Raw genomic sequence first — 17991 nt, 5'->3', positions numbered from 1 at the left:
AGATATCCCGGGGGTAGGCTACCCTGTACAAATCAATCATTTGCAAACAAAACTTCCCAATATTGCTTACAAACTCACACTGCCAAAGCAGAGTACAAAATTAATTAGAAAAACAAGAATCTATGAATCAGGCTTTTAAGATTTCAAAGATACAAACTTTAGTTATTTTTTAACACTTTTATTTAAAAAATAATTGTAAGATAATATCGAAATAAAAAAGCCTGAAGGAATTAAAATATGCTTCAGGCTTTCTGTGACCTCAGAGGGATTCGAACCCCCAACCGCTGGAGCCGAAATCCAGTGCTCTATCCAGTTGAGCCATGAGGCCAAATTTAGATTTTTAATTTTTAGATAATTAGAATTTAGATCATTCAAAATTCTAATTATCTAAAAATTGTTTATGCTAATGCTTTTTTAACAGCATTCGAAATGGTTTTACCATCGGCAGTACCGGCAAGCTCTTTAGAAACTACACCCATTACTTTGCCCATGTCACCCATTCCTGAAAATCCATTATCAGCAATTATCTTTTTTACAACAGCTTCAACTTCTTCCTCACTAAGTTGGGCAGGAAGAAATTTCTCTATAACAGCAGCCTGCTCAAGTTCAGGATCTGCAAGATCCTGACGCCCTTGCTGAATATAAATATTAGCACTATCCTTACGTTGTTTCACAAGCCTCTGAAGTAATTTTATCTCATCTTCAGAAGTCATTTCTCCATTAGCACCAGTTTCTGTCTGAGCAAGCAATAATGCCGACTTAACAGCTCTTAACGATTCAAGTGCAACTGTATCTTTAGCTTTCATGGCGGTTTTGATACCTTCCATGATATCGTTTTGTAAACTCATAGTTTTCACATTAAATATGGGTGCGAAGATAAAAAAATAACCCGAAAATACTATTATATTTTCGGGTCAAAGGTTCACATTTGGGTTAGTTAATCTACATTGTCATGCAGGAACGAGTTGTTAGAACGCAACTGCAAGTCGTCGTTACTATCTGTTCCTAATGACAAGCGCGATTTGCTATTGTCAATGCGGGAATCGTTTAGATCGATACCCATCCTTTTATATGCCGGTTCTTTTTCAAACTCATCTATTCTTGAAGAACTGTTATGGAACTTATAGTTAAACTCCTTCATTTTTCTTCTTCTTTCTTCAGCTCTTAAGCGAAGTGTCTCCTCAATAGTCATTTCTACCGGCGACAAGTCCTCAGAAGGCGTAAAATTAAGAGCAGCAGGTTTTTCTGTCGTTTTAACCGTAAGGTTAAGTTCCGGCGCAACAGGCTCTTCAACTTTAGCTACAGGTTTAGAACCCAGTAATTCGTTTTCTTTTTCAAGATATTCTTCAAGTGAATATCTTACAATACCTGATTCGTTAAGTTCGGTAACAGGCACAACCTGTACAGGTTCATTAACTTTTATATCGCGGGTCTCTTCAAGATTGAAAAGCACTTTTTCTTCTCTTTTTATATTGTCAGTAGACAAGTCAAAAGAAAATGTAAACTGATCTTCTTCTTTTTTTGAAACCACTACAAACTCCGGTTCAAAAACTTCAATTTCCCTTACATCCCTGATTTCCGTTACAACCGGCGAACCAATAACAGGCTCCGGCATAAAAGGTGTCGGTGCTACTACAGGCTCAGGTAAAACGATTTCAAAAAACACGTCAAGGTTATTGATATATTCTGAAGAAGGAAGTTCAACTTCTGCTACTTCAGCTATCGGCTTTTTTTCCTCAATCTCTACTTCCTCCTCAAGTGAAAATACAATCTTCTCCTCTACTACAGGTTCAGGCTTAATTTCTGCTTTAGCCTGTTCTGCCGGAGCAGCAAAGTCAAATGCAGGAACCATAGGTTTGTTGGTAAGGTCATGAACAAGTTTCTGTCCCTCCTCTAGCGCATGTATTATTTTTTTAGGTTCAGTATTTACAATTTCATTTTGCTGCTCCACATTAAAACCGGTAGCAATAATTGTAACAGCAACAGCATCACCCAGAGACTCGTCTTCACCGACCCCCATGATAATGTTAGCATTGTAACCTGCCTCAGCCTGAATATGGTCATTGATCTCACCAATCTCATCGATAGTAATCTCACTTGTACCAGAAACAATTAGCAATAATACATTTTTAGCACCAGTAATCTTGTTGTCGTTCAATAACGGAGAGTCAAGCGCATCAACGATAGCATCTTTAGCACGATTATCACCTGAAGCAATAGCCGATCCCATAATAGCCGTACCACTATTAGAAAGTACCGTTTTAGCATCTTTAAGGTCAATATTCTGAGTGTAGTGGTGCGTAATTACTTCTGCAATACCTCTTGAAGCAGTTGCCAAGACTTCATCGGCTTTAGAGAAACCGGCCTTAAAGCCAAGGTTACCATATACTTCACGAAGCTTATTATTATTGATAACGATTAATGAGTCAACCTGCTTACGCAGTCTTTCAACACCCGATAATGCTTGTTCAGATCTTACTTTACCTTCAAACTGAAAAGGTATAGTAACAATACCAACAGTAAGGATATCCCTTTCTTTGGCAAGCTGCGCAATTACAGGAGCGGCACCTGTACCGGTACCACCACCCATACCGGCAGTGATGAAAATCATTTTCGTATTGGTATCGAGCATTTTCTCGATATCCTCTATACTTTCTAATGCAGACTGCTGCCCTACTTCAGGGTTTGCTCCAGCACCAAGTCCTTCTGTAAGGTCTACACCTAACTGAATCTTATTCGGCACAGGGCTATTTTGCAATGCCTGCGAATCTGTATTACAAACAACAAAATCAACACCTTTGATCCCCTGCTTAAACATGTGGTTTATCGCGTTGCTTCCGCCCCCGCCAACACCAATTACCTTGATTACGTTTGATTGATTTTTGGGTAAATCAAACGAAATGCTTCCAAATTCTGAGTTGCTCATCATATCAATCGGGTTTTTATTCTGCGTTATCTAAAAAATCTTTAATCTTATCAATATACTTGTCAAAAAATGACCTTTTTACCTTTTTCTCTGTAGACTCATCTACGCTTGCCGCCGGCTGCTGGGCAGCTACTGTCTCCAATTCTCTTTCCTCATACAGCTCCTGTGTCGGATCAGGAGTTACCACAGTATTTATTACCGGTTGCGGTCTGTAAACAGGTTCAACCGGCTTTTGCAACTCCACTAAAGGTGTTGCACTTTGTGTATGATTACGAAGACTATTCATTACCAGTCCTACGGCTGTTGCATATAACGGACTTGATATTTCCTCATCAGAATTGCCTGCCAGGTGTTCATTAGGATAACCAATTCTTGTATCCATACCTGTAATATACTCAACAAGTTGTTTTATATGTTTCAGGTTGGCGCCACCTCCGGTAAGCACAATACCTGCTATTAGTTTTTTACGTGGATCCTCGTGACCGTAAGCTTTTATCTCTGCAAAAACCTGCTCTATAATCTCAACAACGCGGGCGTGGATAATCTTCGAAAGGTTCTTAAGTGAAATCTCTTTAGGTTCGCGACCACGTAATCCCGGTATAGAGACAATTTCATTGTCTTTATTCTCTCCCGGCCATGCAGAGCCAAATTTTACTTTAAGCAGCTCCGCCTGTTTTTCTATAATAGAACATCCTTCTTTGATGTCATCTGTAATTACATTACCTCCAAAAGGTATTACCGCTGTATGACGAATGATGCCGTCTTTAAAAATCGCAAGATCAGTTGTACCACCACCTATGTCGATTAGTGCTACACCCGCCTCCTTTTCTTCCTGGCTAAGCACTGCATCTGCCGAAGCCAATGGCTCAAGAGTAAGACCCGAAAGATCTAAACCTGAACTTTTAATGCAACGCCCAACATTTCTTATGGAAGATGCCTGCCCTACAACTACGTGAAAACTGCTTTCCAGTCTTCCGCCATACATTCCGATGGGCTCTTTTATTTCATTCTGTCCGTCAATCTTAAATTCCTGAGGCAATACGTGAATGATTTCCTCACCCGGAAGCATCGCCAATTTGTGCACCTGATTGATCAATAAATCAATATCAGCATCGCCAATTACCTCTTCAGGATTATTTCTGCTGATATAATCGCTATGCTGTATACTGCGAATGTGCTGGCCGGCAATACCCACCACCACATCATTAATTTTATAACCGCTGTCTGCCTCCGCATCCTGTACAGCTTCCTGTATCGACTGGATGGTTTGTGTAATATTATTAACAACACCTCTGGCCACACCAAGGCTTTTGGATTTTCCAACACCAAGGATCTCCAGTTTCCCATACTCATTTTTCCTGCCTATCATGGCAACAATCTTTGTTGTCCCGATATCTAAACCTACTGCAATGCTGTCTTTTTCCATAACCCTATTTTTTGGTGCACACAACCTGTTGTGTAAATTTCAGATTTATTGTTTTGTACTGTTCAATCAATGTATCTTTAATCGCATCCTGGAGGAATGCCTTATAATTATTAAACTTCTTTTCAATATTAATGGGCCTGCCAAATTGTATCTCGTAGCTGTAATTCCTGCTCTTCATTTTCAAACCTCCTGTTGAAGCTACTTCAAGTCCAATGATATTTTTTTTCAGGAAGCTGTCATCGTTGATATAATTCAGTAACTTATTCAATCTTCCCTTATCTATACTATCTATCACTCCGGTGACAATAGGCACCCTTGCTGTATACGTTTCCGACAAAGGCATTTTGTCTCCACGATAATCGATATAGTATGAGTTTTCCCCCGAAAAAATTCTGGCTACAGGCTTTCGCTGCGAAATTATCGCCTTTAATTTGCCGTCAACCGTAGCGTAAACCTCTGCCTTATCAATCATTGGATTTTTGTCCAGAGATTTTTCCACACTATTCAAATCTAATTTATCTTTTCTAATGCTTTTTATACTGCCGAAATTTTGTATCAACAAGTTATTAACTTTCTCGTGCGTTATAAAGTCCTCAGCCTCTTTGAATTCTATATCCGCCTCTTTTAGCATCCTGTTTTCATTACGTTTTGACGAGAAAGAATACAGGAAAATCACGGCGCCCAAAATGAGCACTAATCTGACGTCGTTCCAATTAATTTTTTTCATCTAAAACCTTTTTAATTTCAGGTACCATTTCACCAATATCACCCGCCCCAATAGTCACAATCACATCTGCATCCGACATTTTAAGCAACGGAATAAGATCGCTTTTTGCAACAAGCTTTTTGTTTGGGTTCTCAATCTTCTCAAGCAGCCATTTTGAAGTAATTCCCTCAATTGGCAGTTCGCGTGCCGGATAAATATCCAGCAGCACTATGTTCTCAAAGGCAGACAGGCTTTTGGCAAACCCCTCAGCAAAATCCCTGGTGCGACTAAATAAGTGTGGCTGGAATATCGCAAGCACTTTTTTATCAGGATACAATTCAGAAACTGCCTGATATACCGCATTTATCTCAGTAGGATGGTGCGCATAATCGTCTATATACACAAAATCCTGTTTTTTTATCTGATAAGAGAATCTTCTCCTAACACCTTTGAAAGATGCTAATCCTCTCATAATATCTTCAGAAGACACTCCGTATGTTTTAGCCATTGCAAATGCCAACAAAGCATTTGTAAGGTTATGATGTCCCGGAAGACCAAACTTTATATCTTTAACCGTCTCATAAGGTGTTTTAACATCAAAAACATACCAGCCATCTTCAATACGGATATTGACTGCCGCAAACTCACCTTCATTTACGCCGACAGTAACTCCTTCAAGAGGTAAACCGTTAGCAACAAATAAATGTTTTTTATCTTCAACCTTATCAGCGAACTCCCTGAATGAAGCCTCTATAGAAGCTGCATCACCATAAATATCCAAATGATCAGCATCCATAGATGTGATGCAGGCAATATTTGGATGCAGGTGCAAAAACGACCTATCAAACTCGTCGGCCTCAACTACCGTAATCGTTTTGCCGCTGCCTATCAAGTTCGAATTGTAATTCTCAACAATCCCACCTAAAAAAGCAGTAACATCAAGGCCTGCCTCATATAAAACATGCCCAAGAATACTTGAAGTAGTTGTTTTGCCATGTGTTCCTGCAACTGCAAAGCAATAGGTATCTTTAGTAATAATACCCAAAACTTCTGCTCGCTTTTTAACCACAAAACCGTTGTTCAGGAAATAATTCCATTGCAAATGGTTTTTAGGCACCGCAGGGGTAACAACTACCAATGTGTTTTCCTTATTCAGGAATGGCAACCCAATCAGCTCAACTTTATCTTCAAAATGGATTGCAATACCCTCAGCCTTAAGCTCATCAGTAAGATGCGTTGGCGTTTTATCATATCCAGCTACATTTTTGCCTATAAATTTAAAATAGCGGGCCAGGGCACTCATTCCGATTCCCCCGATTCCCACAAAATAGACATTATGTATTTGATTCAGATCCATTCTTTTATTTTGAAACTTTGTTATTTTGAAACTATTTAATTAGTTTCACTATCTCTTTAACTATATCCTTTGTTGCATTTGCTTTTGCAAGCTTCTTTATATTTTCCCCCAGCTTTTGTTGCCTCTCTTCATTAGCGATTAAATCAGAGAAGACCGGCTGAAACTGAGTATCCAACTGTGCTTCTTTCAGTAACAAAGCCCCTTCTTTATCTACTATAGCCTGCGCATTTTTTGTCTGATGGTCTTCTGCAACATTAGGCGACGGTATAAAAATAACCGGCTTACCCACAAGGCAAAGTTCAGAAACCGATGATGCGCCCGAACGTGATATAACAACGTCTGCTGCCGCGTATACCAGATCCATTCTATCTATAAACGAAAGCACCTGCACATTTTCATTCTCATTGTAGTGCTTGTATTCTTCAAAATAGAATTTCCCACACTGCCATATTACCTGTACATTTTGAGCTGCCAACCATGTAAGCTCTTTAGCAATAAGCTGGTTGATTCTTCGTGAACCAAGACTACCACCCAAAACAAGCAGTGTTTTCTTCTCAGTATTCAGATTGAAGTATTTTACAGCTTCCTCTCTGTTCTTCTCAACATTCAGTATATCACTACGTACCGGATTTCCTGTAAAAACAATTTTTTCAGCAGGAAAAAACCTTTCCAGATTATCATAAGCAACACATATTGTTTTTGCTTTTTTAGACAACCATTTGTTGGTTATCCCCGGAAATGAATTCTGTTCCTGTATAACTGTTGGCACCCCCATACCTGCAGCCGCCCTTAATAACGGACCGCTGGCAAAACCACCCGTACCTATTACCACATCCGGCTTAAAACCTTTAATGATTGTACGTGATTTCATAAGGCTACTCATCAGCTTAAACGGAAACATCGCATTATCAACAGTCAGCTTTCGCTGAATACCTGCAATCCATAAGCCTACAATATTATAACCTGCCTGTGGCACTTTTTGCATCTCCATCTTATCCTTAGCCCCAACAAAAAGTATCTCACAATCCGGATATTGCTCTTTCAATTCATTAGCAATAGCAATGGCCGGGTAAATATGCCCGCCAGTACCACCACCGCTTAATATGAATTTTTTCTTTTCCATTTCTTTTCCTCACCCCCAACCCCTCTCCAAAGGAGAGGGGAGTGAGTTACCTTATTTTATATCCTAACTTCAGACATCCGAGATCGGACAATCCAAAAATCTAACAATCTATTTCCCGAACACAGCACTCATTGGGTTCCTGCTCTTATCTTCAATCGAAAAGGCGGCAGGCTGCGAAGACTGGCTGTTCCCTTCGGCATCTGCCAAAGCTTTTGCTTCTTCCTCCTGTTGCTCCCTTATTATATGCTCATCTATCATTCTCTGAAGTGCGGCTTCACGTTCTTCTTTCTCCGCAGCTTCCTGAGCAATCTCTTCTTCTTTTTTGGTAACGCTTATAATGATCCCTATAGAGATACATGTCATCCAGATAGAAGAACCACCACTACTAATCAGCGGCAGGGTTTGCCCCGTTACCGGAAGTAATTCTACCGCAACTCCCATATTGATTAGTGCCTGGAAAATTATCGGAAACCCGAGCCCTACAATGAGTAGTTTTCCAAACAACGATTTTGCTTTATGTGCCGTAACCAAAAACCTGAAGAACAGCATCAGGTATAAAAACAATACCGCAAGTCCGCCCGCTATACCATATTCTTCAACAATAATGGCAAAGATGAAATCGGAAGAAGACTGCGGCAGGAAGTTTTTCTGAACACTCTTACCCGGACCAAGACCATAAATTTGTCCCGATGCAATAGCAATCTTTGCTTTCTCGATCTGATAATCATCCTCATTAGGCTCATTAGATGTAAAACGCTCTAATCGATTCATCCATGTATCTACCCTGTTTGGCATTGCCTTAGGAAATGCTTTTGCAAAAGCCACAAACAGCAATAGCATCACAATCCCTGCAGCTATAATTGTCCCAAGATACCTGAGCGGATACCTTCCCACAAACACGAGCATTGACACCATCGAGAAAATAAGTGCTGCTGTTGAAAAGTTAGCCGGAAGAATCAGAGCCAGTATACCAAATACCGGCAACCATAATTCAAAAAATGAAGCCTTAAAGTTTATTTCCTTACCCTCCATTTTGGCGAGGTAACGTGCTACATAAATCATCAGTATGATAAAAGCCAGTGCCGATGTCTGGAACGTAACCCCTATAAAAGGAACCTTTATCCAACGACTGGCATTAGCGCCATCAATAACAGTACCCTGAAAGAACGTATATACCAACAGCAAAGCTACTATGGGCAATGCTATCTGCGAAATGCCTTTGTAATAATGGTAAGGCACTTTATGAACAAAATAGATCAGTCCGAAACCAATAAAAATATGCACTAAATGCTTAACCAGGTAACCAATGGTAGACCCTTTACCGATAACATATACAAGGTTTGTACTTGCACTGAAAACCGGCATGAATGAAATTAAGGCAAGCAGCATCACGAATGACCAAATGCCTTTATCTCCTTTCAGGTTAGTAATTAGTTCTTTCATTGTTTCATCTTTAGTCCGATGCTCGCAATCCGATGACGGAAGCCCACATCAGTTAATCAATTATAAATTCTGTACCGCGTTTTTAAATTGTTTACCGCGTTCTTCGTAATTTTCAAATAAATCAAAACTTGCACAAGCCGGAGACAATAATACAGTATCACCTTTTTCGGCAAGTTTTTGCGCCACTTTTACCGCTTCCTGCATGCTGGTAGTTTCCACCATCACATCAACAACATTCTCAAAAGCATCAATAATTTTTCTGTTATCAACACCAAGACACACTATTGCTTTTACCTTTTCTCTTACCAACGGCATCAGTTCACTATAATCATTACCTTTATCAACACCTCCTACAATCCAGACTGTTGGTGTTTTCATGCTGTCCAAAGCATAAAATGTTGAGTTGATATTAGTCGCTTTACTGTCATTGATGTATTGCACATTCTGAATTTTAAGCACTGGCTCAAGACGGTGTTCCACTCCCTGAAAATTAGAAAGACTCTCTCTTATGGTTTCTTTTCTTATGCGCATAAGCTGTGCAACTGCAGTTGCTGCCATGGCATTCTTTACATTGTGCTTTCCTTCTAATGACAGATCGTTTATTGACATGGTAAATTCGTCTTTATTAATGTTACTGATAATAGTGTCGTCTTTTAAATAAACCCCGTTTTCTACTTCCTTCGTAAGCGAGAACGGAATCTTCTGTGCTTTAATCGTATTGTTCTCCATCCATTCTGAAATCGCTGCATCGTCTGCATCATATATCAGAAAATCATTCTCCGTCTGATTCATCGTTATCCTGAATTTGGCAGCTATATACAATTCATACTTGTATTCGTAGCGATCAAGATGATCAGGACTTATATTAGTTATCACTGCTATGTGCGGCCTGTATTTCTCTACCCCATCCAGCTGAAAGCTGCTCAATTCCAACACATACCCTTCATGCTTGTTTTCGGCAACCTGCCAGGCAAAGCTTTTACCTATATTTCCGGCCAGTCCCACATTAAGCCCTCCCTGTTTTAGGAGGTGATGCGTTAGCATCGTAGTTGTGGTCTTACCGTTGCTCCCTGTTATACCTATAGTATCAACTTCAAGAAACTGGTTAGCAAATTCAATTTCTGATATTACCGGAATTCCTTTTTTCTTAATTGCCTTTACTATGGGCGACTTATCAGGAATACCCGGACTTTTCATTACCACATCAGCATTCAGGATCAGCTCCTCTGTATGCTTCTCTTCTTCCCAGTCGAGTTTATTAAGTGCAAGAACTTCTTTGTAATTGTTTTTTATTTTTCCGAAATCAGAGATAAAAACATCATATCCCTTTTTCTTTCCCAGAATAGCAGTTCCTACACCGCTTTCCCCTCCGCCAAGTACAACTAGTCTCATAGATTATCTCAGTTTTAAGGATACAAGTGAGAATATTGCTAACAGTATGGCTACAATCCAGAAACGTGTTACAATCTTACTTTCATGGTAGCCCTTTTTCTGGTAGTGGTGATGCAATGGCGACATTAAGAATATCCTTCTGCCCTCACCATATTTTTTCTTGGTATATTTAAAGTAACTCACCTGCAATACTACCGAAAGGTTCTCTGCAAGGAAAATTCCGCATAGAACCGGTATCAAAAGCTCTTTTCTAACCGCAATTGCCAAAACAGCAATGATACCACCTATCGTTAAACTTCCTGTATCTCCCATAAATACTGTTGCCGGATAGGTATTATACCAAAGGAAACCGATGAGTGCTCCAACAAATGCAGTAATATAGACTGTCATTTCACCAGAGTTAGGGATATACATAATGTTCAGGTAGTTTGAGAAGATTATATTACCCGAAACAAAGGCAAAAATACCGAGTGCCAATACGGCAATTGCCGAAGTACCTGCCGCGAGACCATCTATACCGTCGGTAAGGTTAGCACCATTTGAAACTGCTGTAATGATAAATATCACTATCGGAATAAATATCAACCAGGCATAATCTTTATAATCATCCCCAGCCCACGAAAGCAGCTCGGCATAATCAAACTCATTATTTTTAAAGAACGGAATGGTAGTAGCTGTAGATTTTTCTTCAAGACCGGCCTGAGTGATTACATTTACGTTTTCCTGATTGTAGATATTTACCTTACCGGTATCAGTCCTTACCGTTACCGAAGGATGGAAATAAAGTATATAGCCTACAATAAGACCTAATCCAACCTGGCCCACAACTTTAAACTTACCTTTTAAACCTTCTTTATCTTTTTTGAAAATTTTAATATAGTCGTCAATAAAACCGATGGTACCCATCCACAGTGTCGTGATGATAAGCAGCATAACATATATATTATCCAGCTTCGCCAAAAGTATTACCGGAATAAGCGTTGAGATAATAATGATAAGCCCACCCATTGTAGGCGTACCCGCTTTTTGCGACTGCCCTTCAAGGCCAAGTTCACGAACGGTTTCGCCTACCTGCTGTTTTCTCAGGAAGTTGATGATCTTTTTACCAAAAACAGTAGAAATAAGAAGCGACAAAATGATTGCCAGCCCCGAACGGAAAGTTATATACTGAAACACTCCCGTGCCAGGTATATCTAACTGTTTGTCTAAATATTCAAATAAATAATACAACATATCTCCGCTATTTGTTTAATTGTGCTAAAATCTCTTTTACTGTTTCCATATCATCAAAATGGAATCGCTCCCCTTTTATTTCCTGATACGTTTCATGTCCTTTTCCCGCAATGAGTATAATATCATTCGGCTTTGCCAGCTGGCAGGCAACTTTTATAGCCTGTTTCCTGTCAACTATCGAAAGTGTCTTTTTATAATTTTGAGGCTCAACGCCTTTTTCCATTTCCTCAATAATTTCTTCAGGAGACTCACTCCTTGGATTATCTGAAGTAAATATGGCTTTATCACTCATGCTTGAGGCAATGTGAGCCATAACCGGACGTTTTGTTGTGTCCCTGTCTCCTCCGCAACCTACCACAGTAATTAGTTGCTCGTTGCGAGTACGTATATTTTCAATCGTGCTCAATACATTTTCAAGTGCATCAGGTGTGTGTGCATAATCTACAATTGCCGTAATTTTTGTATCGCTCACTATAAATTGAAACCTTCCTGATACACTTTCCAACTCACTCATAAGCCTTAGCACTTCTCTCTCTTCAAGACCAAGATTTACAGCCACAGCATAAATTGCAAGCAGGTTATAGGCATTGAATGTCCCAATCAGCTTAACCCATACTTCCTGTTCATTAATCTTGAGCAATAAGCCCGAAAGCTGGTTTTCTAATATCTGTGCCTTATAATCAGCATATGTTTTTAAAGCGTAAGTAAGCTTTTTAGCTTTTGTATTCTGAAGCATTACAAGCCCGTTCTTATCGTCAACATTTACAAGACCGAAAGAACCTTTTGGCAGCTCATCAAAGAACCTTTTCTTAACATCCCTATATTCTGCGAACGAACTGTGATAATCAAGGTGATCATGCGAAAGGTTGGTAAATACCCCTCCTGCAAACTCAAGACCTGCTGTTCTGTTTTGATGGATACCATGAGAACTTACCTCCATAAAGCAATACTCACAACCTACCTCTTCCATCTCTTTTAGATACCTGTTTATGGTAAGCGAATCCGGAGTGGTATGTGTAGCCTTATATTCTTTATCATCTACCATTATCTTCACAGTACTAAGAAGACCGGTCTTATAACCTGCATTCCTAAACAACTGATAAAGCAATGAAGCAATAGTTGTCTTACCATTAGTCCCGGTAATACCCACAAGCTTTACATTATGCGAAGGATTACCGTAAAAATTAGCAGCCATGTGAGCCAAAGCAGCACTTGCACTTTTAGCTTCGATATAGGTAATTCCATCAACAGTAGTTTCAGGCATGGTTTCACAAACAACAGCTACAGCACCAAGACTGATTGCCTTATCGATAAAAGCATGACCATCACTAATGGTTCCTCTGATTGCAACAAATACGTCACCTTCTTTCACAAGTCGTGAATCAAACTCTATCTTATTAACAGCAATATCTGTAGGACCTTTTACCGCCTCAATAGATGCTTTATATAATATGTCTCTTAACACCATCACGATAATTCCAGTATTATAGTTTGATTCTTAAACACTACTTCACCAGGTTTCAGTGATTGTTTTTTCACTTTTCCAACCCCTATTACCTGCACTTTTAACCCCATGTTACCCAATAGTGCTACTGCATCCATTCCACTCATACCAACTATATTAGGTATAACATTATCTTTTACTTTTGCCTCTTTATCATAATAAGAAGCATATAATTGCTCTTGTTGTTTTATCGTTTTATCCAGCTTCTTTACCTTATTGGTAGAAGGTACATCTGTAAATATCTTTTGCGCAATCCTTTTGAATACCGGACCCGATACATCGGCACCATAGTAGCCTTTATTAACACTCGGCCTATGAATAACTACAATACATGAGTACTGAGGATTGTCAGCAGGAAAATACCCCGCAAAAGATGACGAATAATACATACCTTCTCCCTTACCTCCCCCGTAGTTAACCTGAGCTGTACCGGTTTTGCCAGCCATTGAGAAATTGGGCGAATACAGTTTCGAACCCGTACCCTTTTTTACCACATTTTCCATAACAGCCTTAACCTTATTTATGGTTTCCTGCGAGCATATTTTAGGATTGATAACCTCCTTATCAAATTTCTTTATAGTTCTGTCCCACTCTTTTATTTCCTGAACAAACAGAGGTCTAACTAATTCTCCATTGTTTGCTACCGCATTATAAAGTGCCAGTGTTTGCAAAGGGGTCATCGACACACCATAACCAAAACCCATCCAGGGCAACGACAGTTTAGACCAGTTTTTATCCTGTGGTTGTGGTATTTTGGGCTTACCCTCCCCTTTTAAAGAAACTCCCAGCTTTCTATTTAAACCAAAAGCATTAAGGTGATCTACAAATTCCTGCGGATTATCTTTATAATTCTCATACACAGCCTGCACTATCACTGTATTTGACGACAACTCAAACCCTCTTGCCAGCGATATTTTTCCATACCCCCCTTTTTTAGAGTCACGCACTTTACGGTTAGAATAGATTATCTCTCCCCCATGGCTATCATACACCTTACTTGTATCTACTTTTTTATCTTCAAGCAGGGAAATAAGTCCTGCCAGCTTAAATGTAGACCCTGGTTCCTGTGACTCTCCTACTGCATAATTTATTGTTTCATAATATGAACCATTTTCATGGCGTCCAAGGTTAGATATAGCCTTAACATAACCTGTTTTGGTTTCCATTACAACCACACAACCATGATCGGCCTCATAATACTCAAGTTGTTTCAGCAATGCATGATGCGCTATATCCTGAATATAAACATCAATGGTTGAAACAATATCATAGCCATCTATAGGCTCTACCTCATTGTTATCGCTTATAGGCTTCCACTGGTTTTTTGCAATCTTCTGCATCAGCTGCCTGCCATCTTTACCGTTAAGGTATTTAGCAAAAGCACCTTCTATACCTACTTCAAGATTTTCTCCTTTATGGTCAATTCTTTCATATCCAATGGTACGTTCAGCAATTTTACCTATAGGATGCTCACGTATAGTCTTTTGCTCAGTTATTATCCCTCCTTTAAATGCCCCAAGATTAAACAGCGGAAAACTTTTAAGGCGCATATACTGGGTATAGCTCAAATTACGGGCAACCAAAAAATACCTGTTCTTTTTAGCCCTGGCTCTTTTCAGTTCACTGTAATACTCCTCAGAAGGCTTACCAAACATAACTGATAACGAATCTGCAAGAGGCTCCAGATTTTTATTAAAATTCTCAGCACTTGGTGCCAAAGCGTCAAAACGCATAGTATAATTCGGAATTGAAGTCGCCAGAAGACTACCGTCGGAAGAGTATACATTGCCCCTGTTTGCCGGAATGGTAAAGTTTTTCACCGTACGATCCTTTGCCAACTTACGGTAATAATCACCTTCAACCCACTGTATATTTACAAGCTTTATAGAAATAAGTATAGCCATCACAAAAATTGCGAAGGCTACCAGGTACATCCTGTACGACATTTTTTTATCGTTATCTATTGCCATAAACTTTCAAAAAATCCTTTTTCTTCTTCCTTAATTACCTTTATTTTTTTTGGAGGCACTGATGCCGGAAATATATTCCGCTCCTCCATTTTCTTTGAAACCGTAGACTCCATCTTTAACTCCATCAGTTCCGAGCGAACATCCACAAACTCCGAGCGCAGCTCTTTCACTTCCGTTTCAAGTTCTTTTATACGATAGTTCTTTTGCTCATAATTATGGGTGTTAGCAATCATAAGCATACATACAAGTACCAGAAACACTATAAAGCGCCAGTTCTTCATAGACCCTTCGTCTATAAGATATTTAGCCTTTAAAAGATTTAGCACTCCGCCCTTCATATTCTTATTTTTTCTCTGCCACACGCAGTTTTGCACTACGCGCCCTGTTATTTATTGCAATTTCCTCGTCAGTAGGAATTATAAGCTTTTCAATACTTTTAAAAGGAACCTCAAAATTCCCAAACATATCACGCTCCGGCTCACCTTCAAACATTCCGTTTCTCATAAAGCGCTTTACCAACCTATCTTCAAGTGAATGATACGATATAACACTCAACCTTCCACCCACTTTAAGAATTTCAAGAGACTGCTCTAAAAACTCCTTAAGCACATCCATTTCCTGATTCACCTCAATACGTATCGCCTGATAAATCTGCGCCAGTATCTTATTGCTTTTATGCCCCGGTAAAAATCTTGAAAGCACTTTTTTAAGCTGTTCTGAGTTCTTTATCGGCTCATTTCTTCTCGCTTCAACTATCACGTGCGCCATCGCGCCTCCATTCTTCAGCTCGCCATAATCAACAAGAACCCTTTTTATATCAGCCTCATCATATTCATTCACCACAACAAAGGCATTCAGTTCATTCTTTTTACTCATTCTCATATCAAGCTCAGCCTCAAAACGAGTCGAGAAACCACGTTCAGGAACATCAAACTGATGTGAAGAAACACCCAGATCAGCCAATATCCCATCCACAGCCTTCACCCCATGAAACCTCAAAAACCTTTTAATAAACCTGAAATTCTCCGGAATAAGCACAAAGCGTTCGTCATCTATAACATTAGCCTGAGCATCCTCATCCTGATCAAAAGCAAAAAGCCTCCCATTAGGCCCCAGCCTTCTCATTATCTCTCTCGAATGACCCCCACCACCAAAAGTTACATCCACATATATTCCGTCCGGCTTTATATTAAGGCCATCAACCGTTTCTTTCAGCAAAACCGGATTATGATATTCCATCTTCGTCATCATTTAAATTACCCATAACTTCTTCTGCCAGATCTGCAAAATCAACAACCGAGTCATCAATAGATTTCTCGTATTTATCTTTATCCCATATCTCAACAATATTCACTGCAGAAGAAAGCACTACATCTTTATCCATTTCAGCAAACACGAAAAGATCTTTTGGTATAAGCAGCCTGCCCGTTGCATCAATCTCAATAACTTTTACCCCAGCAGTAAACCTCCTGATAAAGTCATTATTCTTTTTCACAAAACGATTCAGCTTATTGATTTTTTGCATCATCTTATTCCACTCCGCCATCGGGTACAATTCCAGACAAGGCTGGAAAACCGAGCGTTTCAGCACGAATCCATCTTCCAATCCGGCATGCAATTGCTTCTTCAAAGGAGCAGGCAACATCAGCCTTCCCTTCGAATCCACCTTACATTCGTATGTTCCGATAATGGTATTCAAGCAGTTAGAATTATAGAGATTACAAAGCAAATATAGCTATATTTTACCACTTTATACCACTTCCTACCACTTTGTTGATAAGTTTTATCCTTTTTCTACCACCCGAAATAAAACTCCTACAAAGCCCGAAAAGCTATTTTTGAAGAATTTCAGGCACTCGAAAAAAAATGATGCGATTTTTCTATTTTTTTAAGACAACTTAACATTCATATTGGTGAAAACTAAAATGTCATAAAAATTGTTAATAACCCCGAAAACTGAACCTCAGTTATTTACAATTTTACTTCTCAAAAAAAGCTAAAAAAGCGCTCAAAGGTTAAAAAATAACCCAAATATCATGTAGTAAAATTCATTTTAAAAGAGAATATTATATATTTGCGACAATTGAATTTGTTTAGAATCAAACATGCAGAACACAAAAAAAGAAGGGAAGTACACTTACTATGAAGCCGGAGAAGGCACCCCTATAATCATCCTTCACGGACTTATGGGTGGACTTAGTAATTTTGACGGTGTAGCGAAATATTTCCCTACGGAAGGTTACAAAGTAGTTATTCCGGAATTACCCATCTATACACAAAGCATCTTAAAAACTAATGTAAAAGCCTTTGCCCGATGGGTAAAAGACTTCATCACCTTCAAAGGATTTGACAGGGTAATCCTTCTTGGCAACTCATTGGGAGGACATATAGCGCTTTATCACACTAAAATGTACCCCGAAAAAATGCTTGGACTCATCATCACAGGAAGTTCAGGTCTTTATGAAAGTGCAATGGGCGACAGCTATCCAAGAAGAGGCGATTACGACTACATCAAACACAAGGCTCAGGATGTATTTTATGACCCATCTGTTGCCACTAAAGAAATTGTTGATGAAGTTTATGCAGTAGCCAATGACCGCCTGAAGCTTATCAAGACGCTTACGATTGCAAAAAGCGCAATTCGTCATAACATGGCTAAGGACTTACCAAAAATGCATGTTCCTACCTGTATCATTTGGGGAAGAAACGATAATGTTACCCCTCCTCATGTTGCCGAAGAGTTTCACGAGCTGCTTCCAAACTCAGCACTTTACTGGATTGACAAATGCGGACACGCTGCCATGATGGAACATCCGGACGAATTTAACCGCCTCATGCACGAATGGCTTAAAAAGCTGGATACTGCACACCACCTGCTTACAGAAGAATAGAAGTTTACACTTATAGCAAA

Annotated in this window: 15 protein-coding genes and 1 tRNA gene; 1 reads left to right on the top strand and 15 read right to left on the bottom strand. The window is 39.4% G+C overall.

Going from position 1 to position 17991, the window contains the following annotated elements; all coding sequences use genetic code 11:
* Positions 1 to 254: 254 nt before the first annotated feature.
* The 15 genes from ACFSR3_RS00595 to mraZ form a co-directional block, all read right to left on the bottom strand.
* Positions 255 to 328: transfer RNA gene (locus ACFSR3_RS00595), tRNA-Arg, on the bottom strand.
* A 70-nt stretch (positions 329 to 398) separates the two neighbouring features.
* Positions 399 to 848, bottom strand: coding sequence for a GatB/YqeY domain-containing protein (locus tag ACFSR3_RS00590; RefSeq protein WP_379819236.1), 450 nt, complete (start codon positions 846 to 848; stop codon positions 399 to 401).
* 89 nt (positions 849 to 937) lie between these two features.
* Positions 938 to 2926 (bottom strand): cell division protein FtsZ, encoded by a 1989-nt coding sequence (gene ftsZ / locus ACFSR3_RS00585; RefSeq protein ID WP_379819261.1) that lies wholly within the window; start codon positions 2924 to 2926, stop codon positions 938 to 940.
* Between the two features lie 16 nt (positions 2927 to 2942).
* Entirely contained in the window at positions 2943 to 4352 is a 1410-nt protein-coding gene (ftsA, locus tag ACFSR3_RS00580) for a cell division protein FtsA (RefSeq protein ID WP_379819235.1), read from the bottom strand.
* A gap of 4 nt (positions 4353 to 4356) precedes the next feature.
* The gene (locus ACFSR3_RS00575; protein ID WP_379819234.1) at positions 4357 to 5079 is read right to left on the bottom strand and encodes a cell division protein FtsQ/DivIB; all 723 of its coding nucleotides are present in this window, start codon (positions 5077 to 5079) and stop codon (positions 4357 to 4359) included.
* Positions 5066 to 6415: a UDP-N-acetylmuramate--L-alanine ligase gene (murC, locus tag ACFSR3_RS00570; RefSeq protein WP_379819233.1), complete on the bottom strand. Its 1350-nt coding sequence runs from the start codon at positions 6413 to 6415 to the stop codon at positions 5066 to 5068. The genes ACFSR3_RS00575 and murC overlap by 14 nt, the downstream gene beginning before the upstream one ends.
* Positions 6416 to 6446: 31 nt before the next feature.
* Complete coding sequence (murG, locus tag ACFSR3_RS00565; protein WP_379819232.1) at positions 6447 to 7538, bottom strand: undecaprenyldiphospho-muramoylpentapeptide beta-N-acetylglucosaminyltransferase; 1092 nt, start codon at positions 7536 to 7538, stop codon at positions 6447 to 6449.
* 108 nt (positions 7539 to 7646) lie between these two features.
* On the bottom strand, positions 7647 to 8981 hold the full coding sequence (locus tag ACFSR3_RS00560; protein WP_379819230.1) for an FtsW/RodA/SpoVE family cell cycle protein: 1335 nt from the start codon (positions 8979 to 8981) through the stop codon (positions 7647 to 7649).
* A gap of 60 nt (positions 8982 to 9041) precedes the next feature.
* Positions 9042 to 10373 carry a UDP-N-acetylmuramoyl-L-alanine--D-glutamate ligase gene (gene murD / locus ACFSR3_RS00555; RefSeq protein WP_379819229.1) on the bottom strand — a complete coding sequence of 444 codons (1332 nt, stop codon included), beginning with the start codon at positions 10371 to 10373 and terminating at the stop codon, positions 9042 to 9044.
* Between the two features lie 3 nt (positions 10374 to 10376).
* The gene (gene mraY, locus ACFSR3_RS00550) at positions 10377 to 11606 is read right to left on the bottom strand and encodes a phospho-N-acetylmuramoyl-pentapeptide-transferase (protein WP_114758561.1); all 1230 of its coding nucleotides are present in this window, start codon (positions 11604 to 11606) and stop codon (positions 10377 to 10379) included.
* A 7-nt stretch (positions 11607 to 11613) separates the two neighbouring features.
* Positions 11614 to 13077 (bottom strand): UDP-N-acetylmuramoyl-L-alanyl-D-glutamate--2,6-diaminopimelate ligase, encoded by a 1464-nt coding sequence (locus tag ACFSR3_RS00545; RefSeq protein WP_379819228.1) that lies wholly within the window; start codon positions 13075 to 13077, stop codon positions 11614 to 11616.
* Entirely contained in the window at positions 13074 to 15080 is a 2007-nt protein-coding gene (locus ACFSR3_RS00540; RefSeq protein ID WP_379819227.1) for a penicillin-binding protein, read from the bottom strand. The genes ACFSR3_RS00545 and ACFSR3_RS00540 overlap by 4 nt, the downstream gene beginning before the upstream one ends.
* Complete coding sequence (locus ACFSR3_RS00535; protein WP_114758652.1) at positions 15071 to 15418, bottom strand: FtsL-like putative cell division protein; 348 nt, start codon at positions 15416 to 15418, stop codon at positions 15071 to 15073. The genes ACFSR3_RS00540 and ACFSR3_RS00535 overlap by 10 nt, the downstream gene beginning before the upstream one ends.
* 4 nt (positions 15419 to 15422) lie before the next feature.
* Positions 15423 to 16331 (bottom strand): 16S rRNA (cytosine(1402)-N(4))-methyltransferase RsmH, encoded by a 909-nt coding sequence (gene rsmH, locus ACFSR3_RS00530; RefSeq protein ID WP_379819226.1) that lies wholly within the window; start codon positions 16329 to 16331, stop codon positions 15423 to 15425.
* Positions 16306 to 16779, bottom strand: coding sequence for a division/cell wall cluster transcriptional repressor MraZ (mraZ, locus tag ACFSR3_RS00525; protein ID WP_114758564.1), 474 nt, complete (start codon positions 16777 to 16779; stop codon positions 16306 to 16308). Before mraZ ends, rsmH begins: the two co-directional genes overlap by 26 nt.
* 406 nt (positions 16780 to 17185) lie before the next feature.
* Here mraZ and ACFSR3_RS00520 point away from each other — a divergent pair, with 406 nt between their 5' ends.
* On the top strand, positions 17186 to 17971 hold the full coding sequence (locus tag ACFSR3_RS00520) for an alpha/beta fold hydrolase (RefSeq protein ID WP_379819225.1): 786 nt from the start codon (positions 17186 to 17188) through the stop codon (positions 17969 to 17971).
* Positions 17972 to 17991 lie beyond the last annotated feature (20 nt).

This window comes from Flavobacterium suzhouense, from assembly GCF_042684765.1.
GTDB lineage: Bacteria > Bacteroidota > Bacteroidia > Flavobacteriales > Flavobacteriaceae > Flavobacterium > Flavobacterium suzhouense.
Note: the sequence above shows the minus strand (reverse complement) of the source record. Positions and strands in the feature narration are given on the sequence as shown.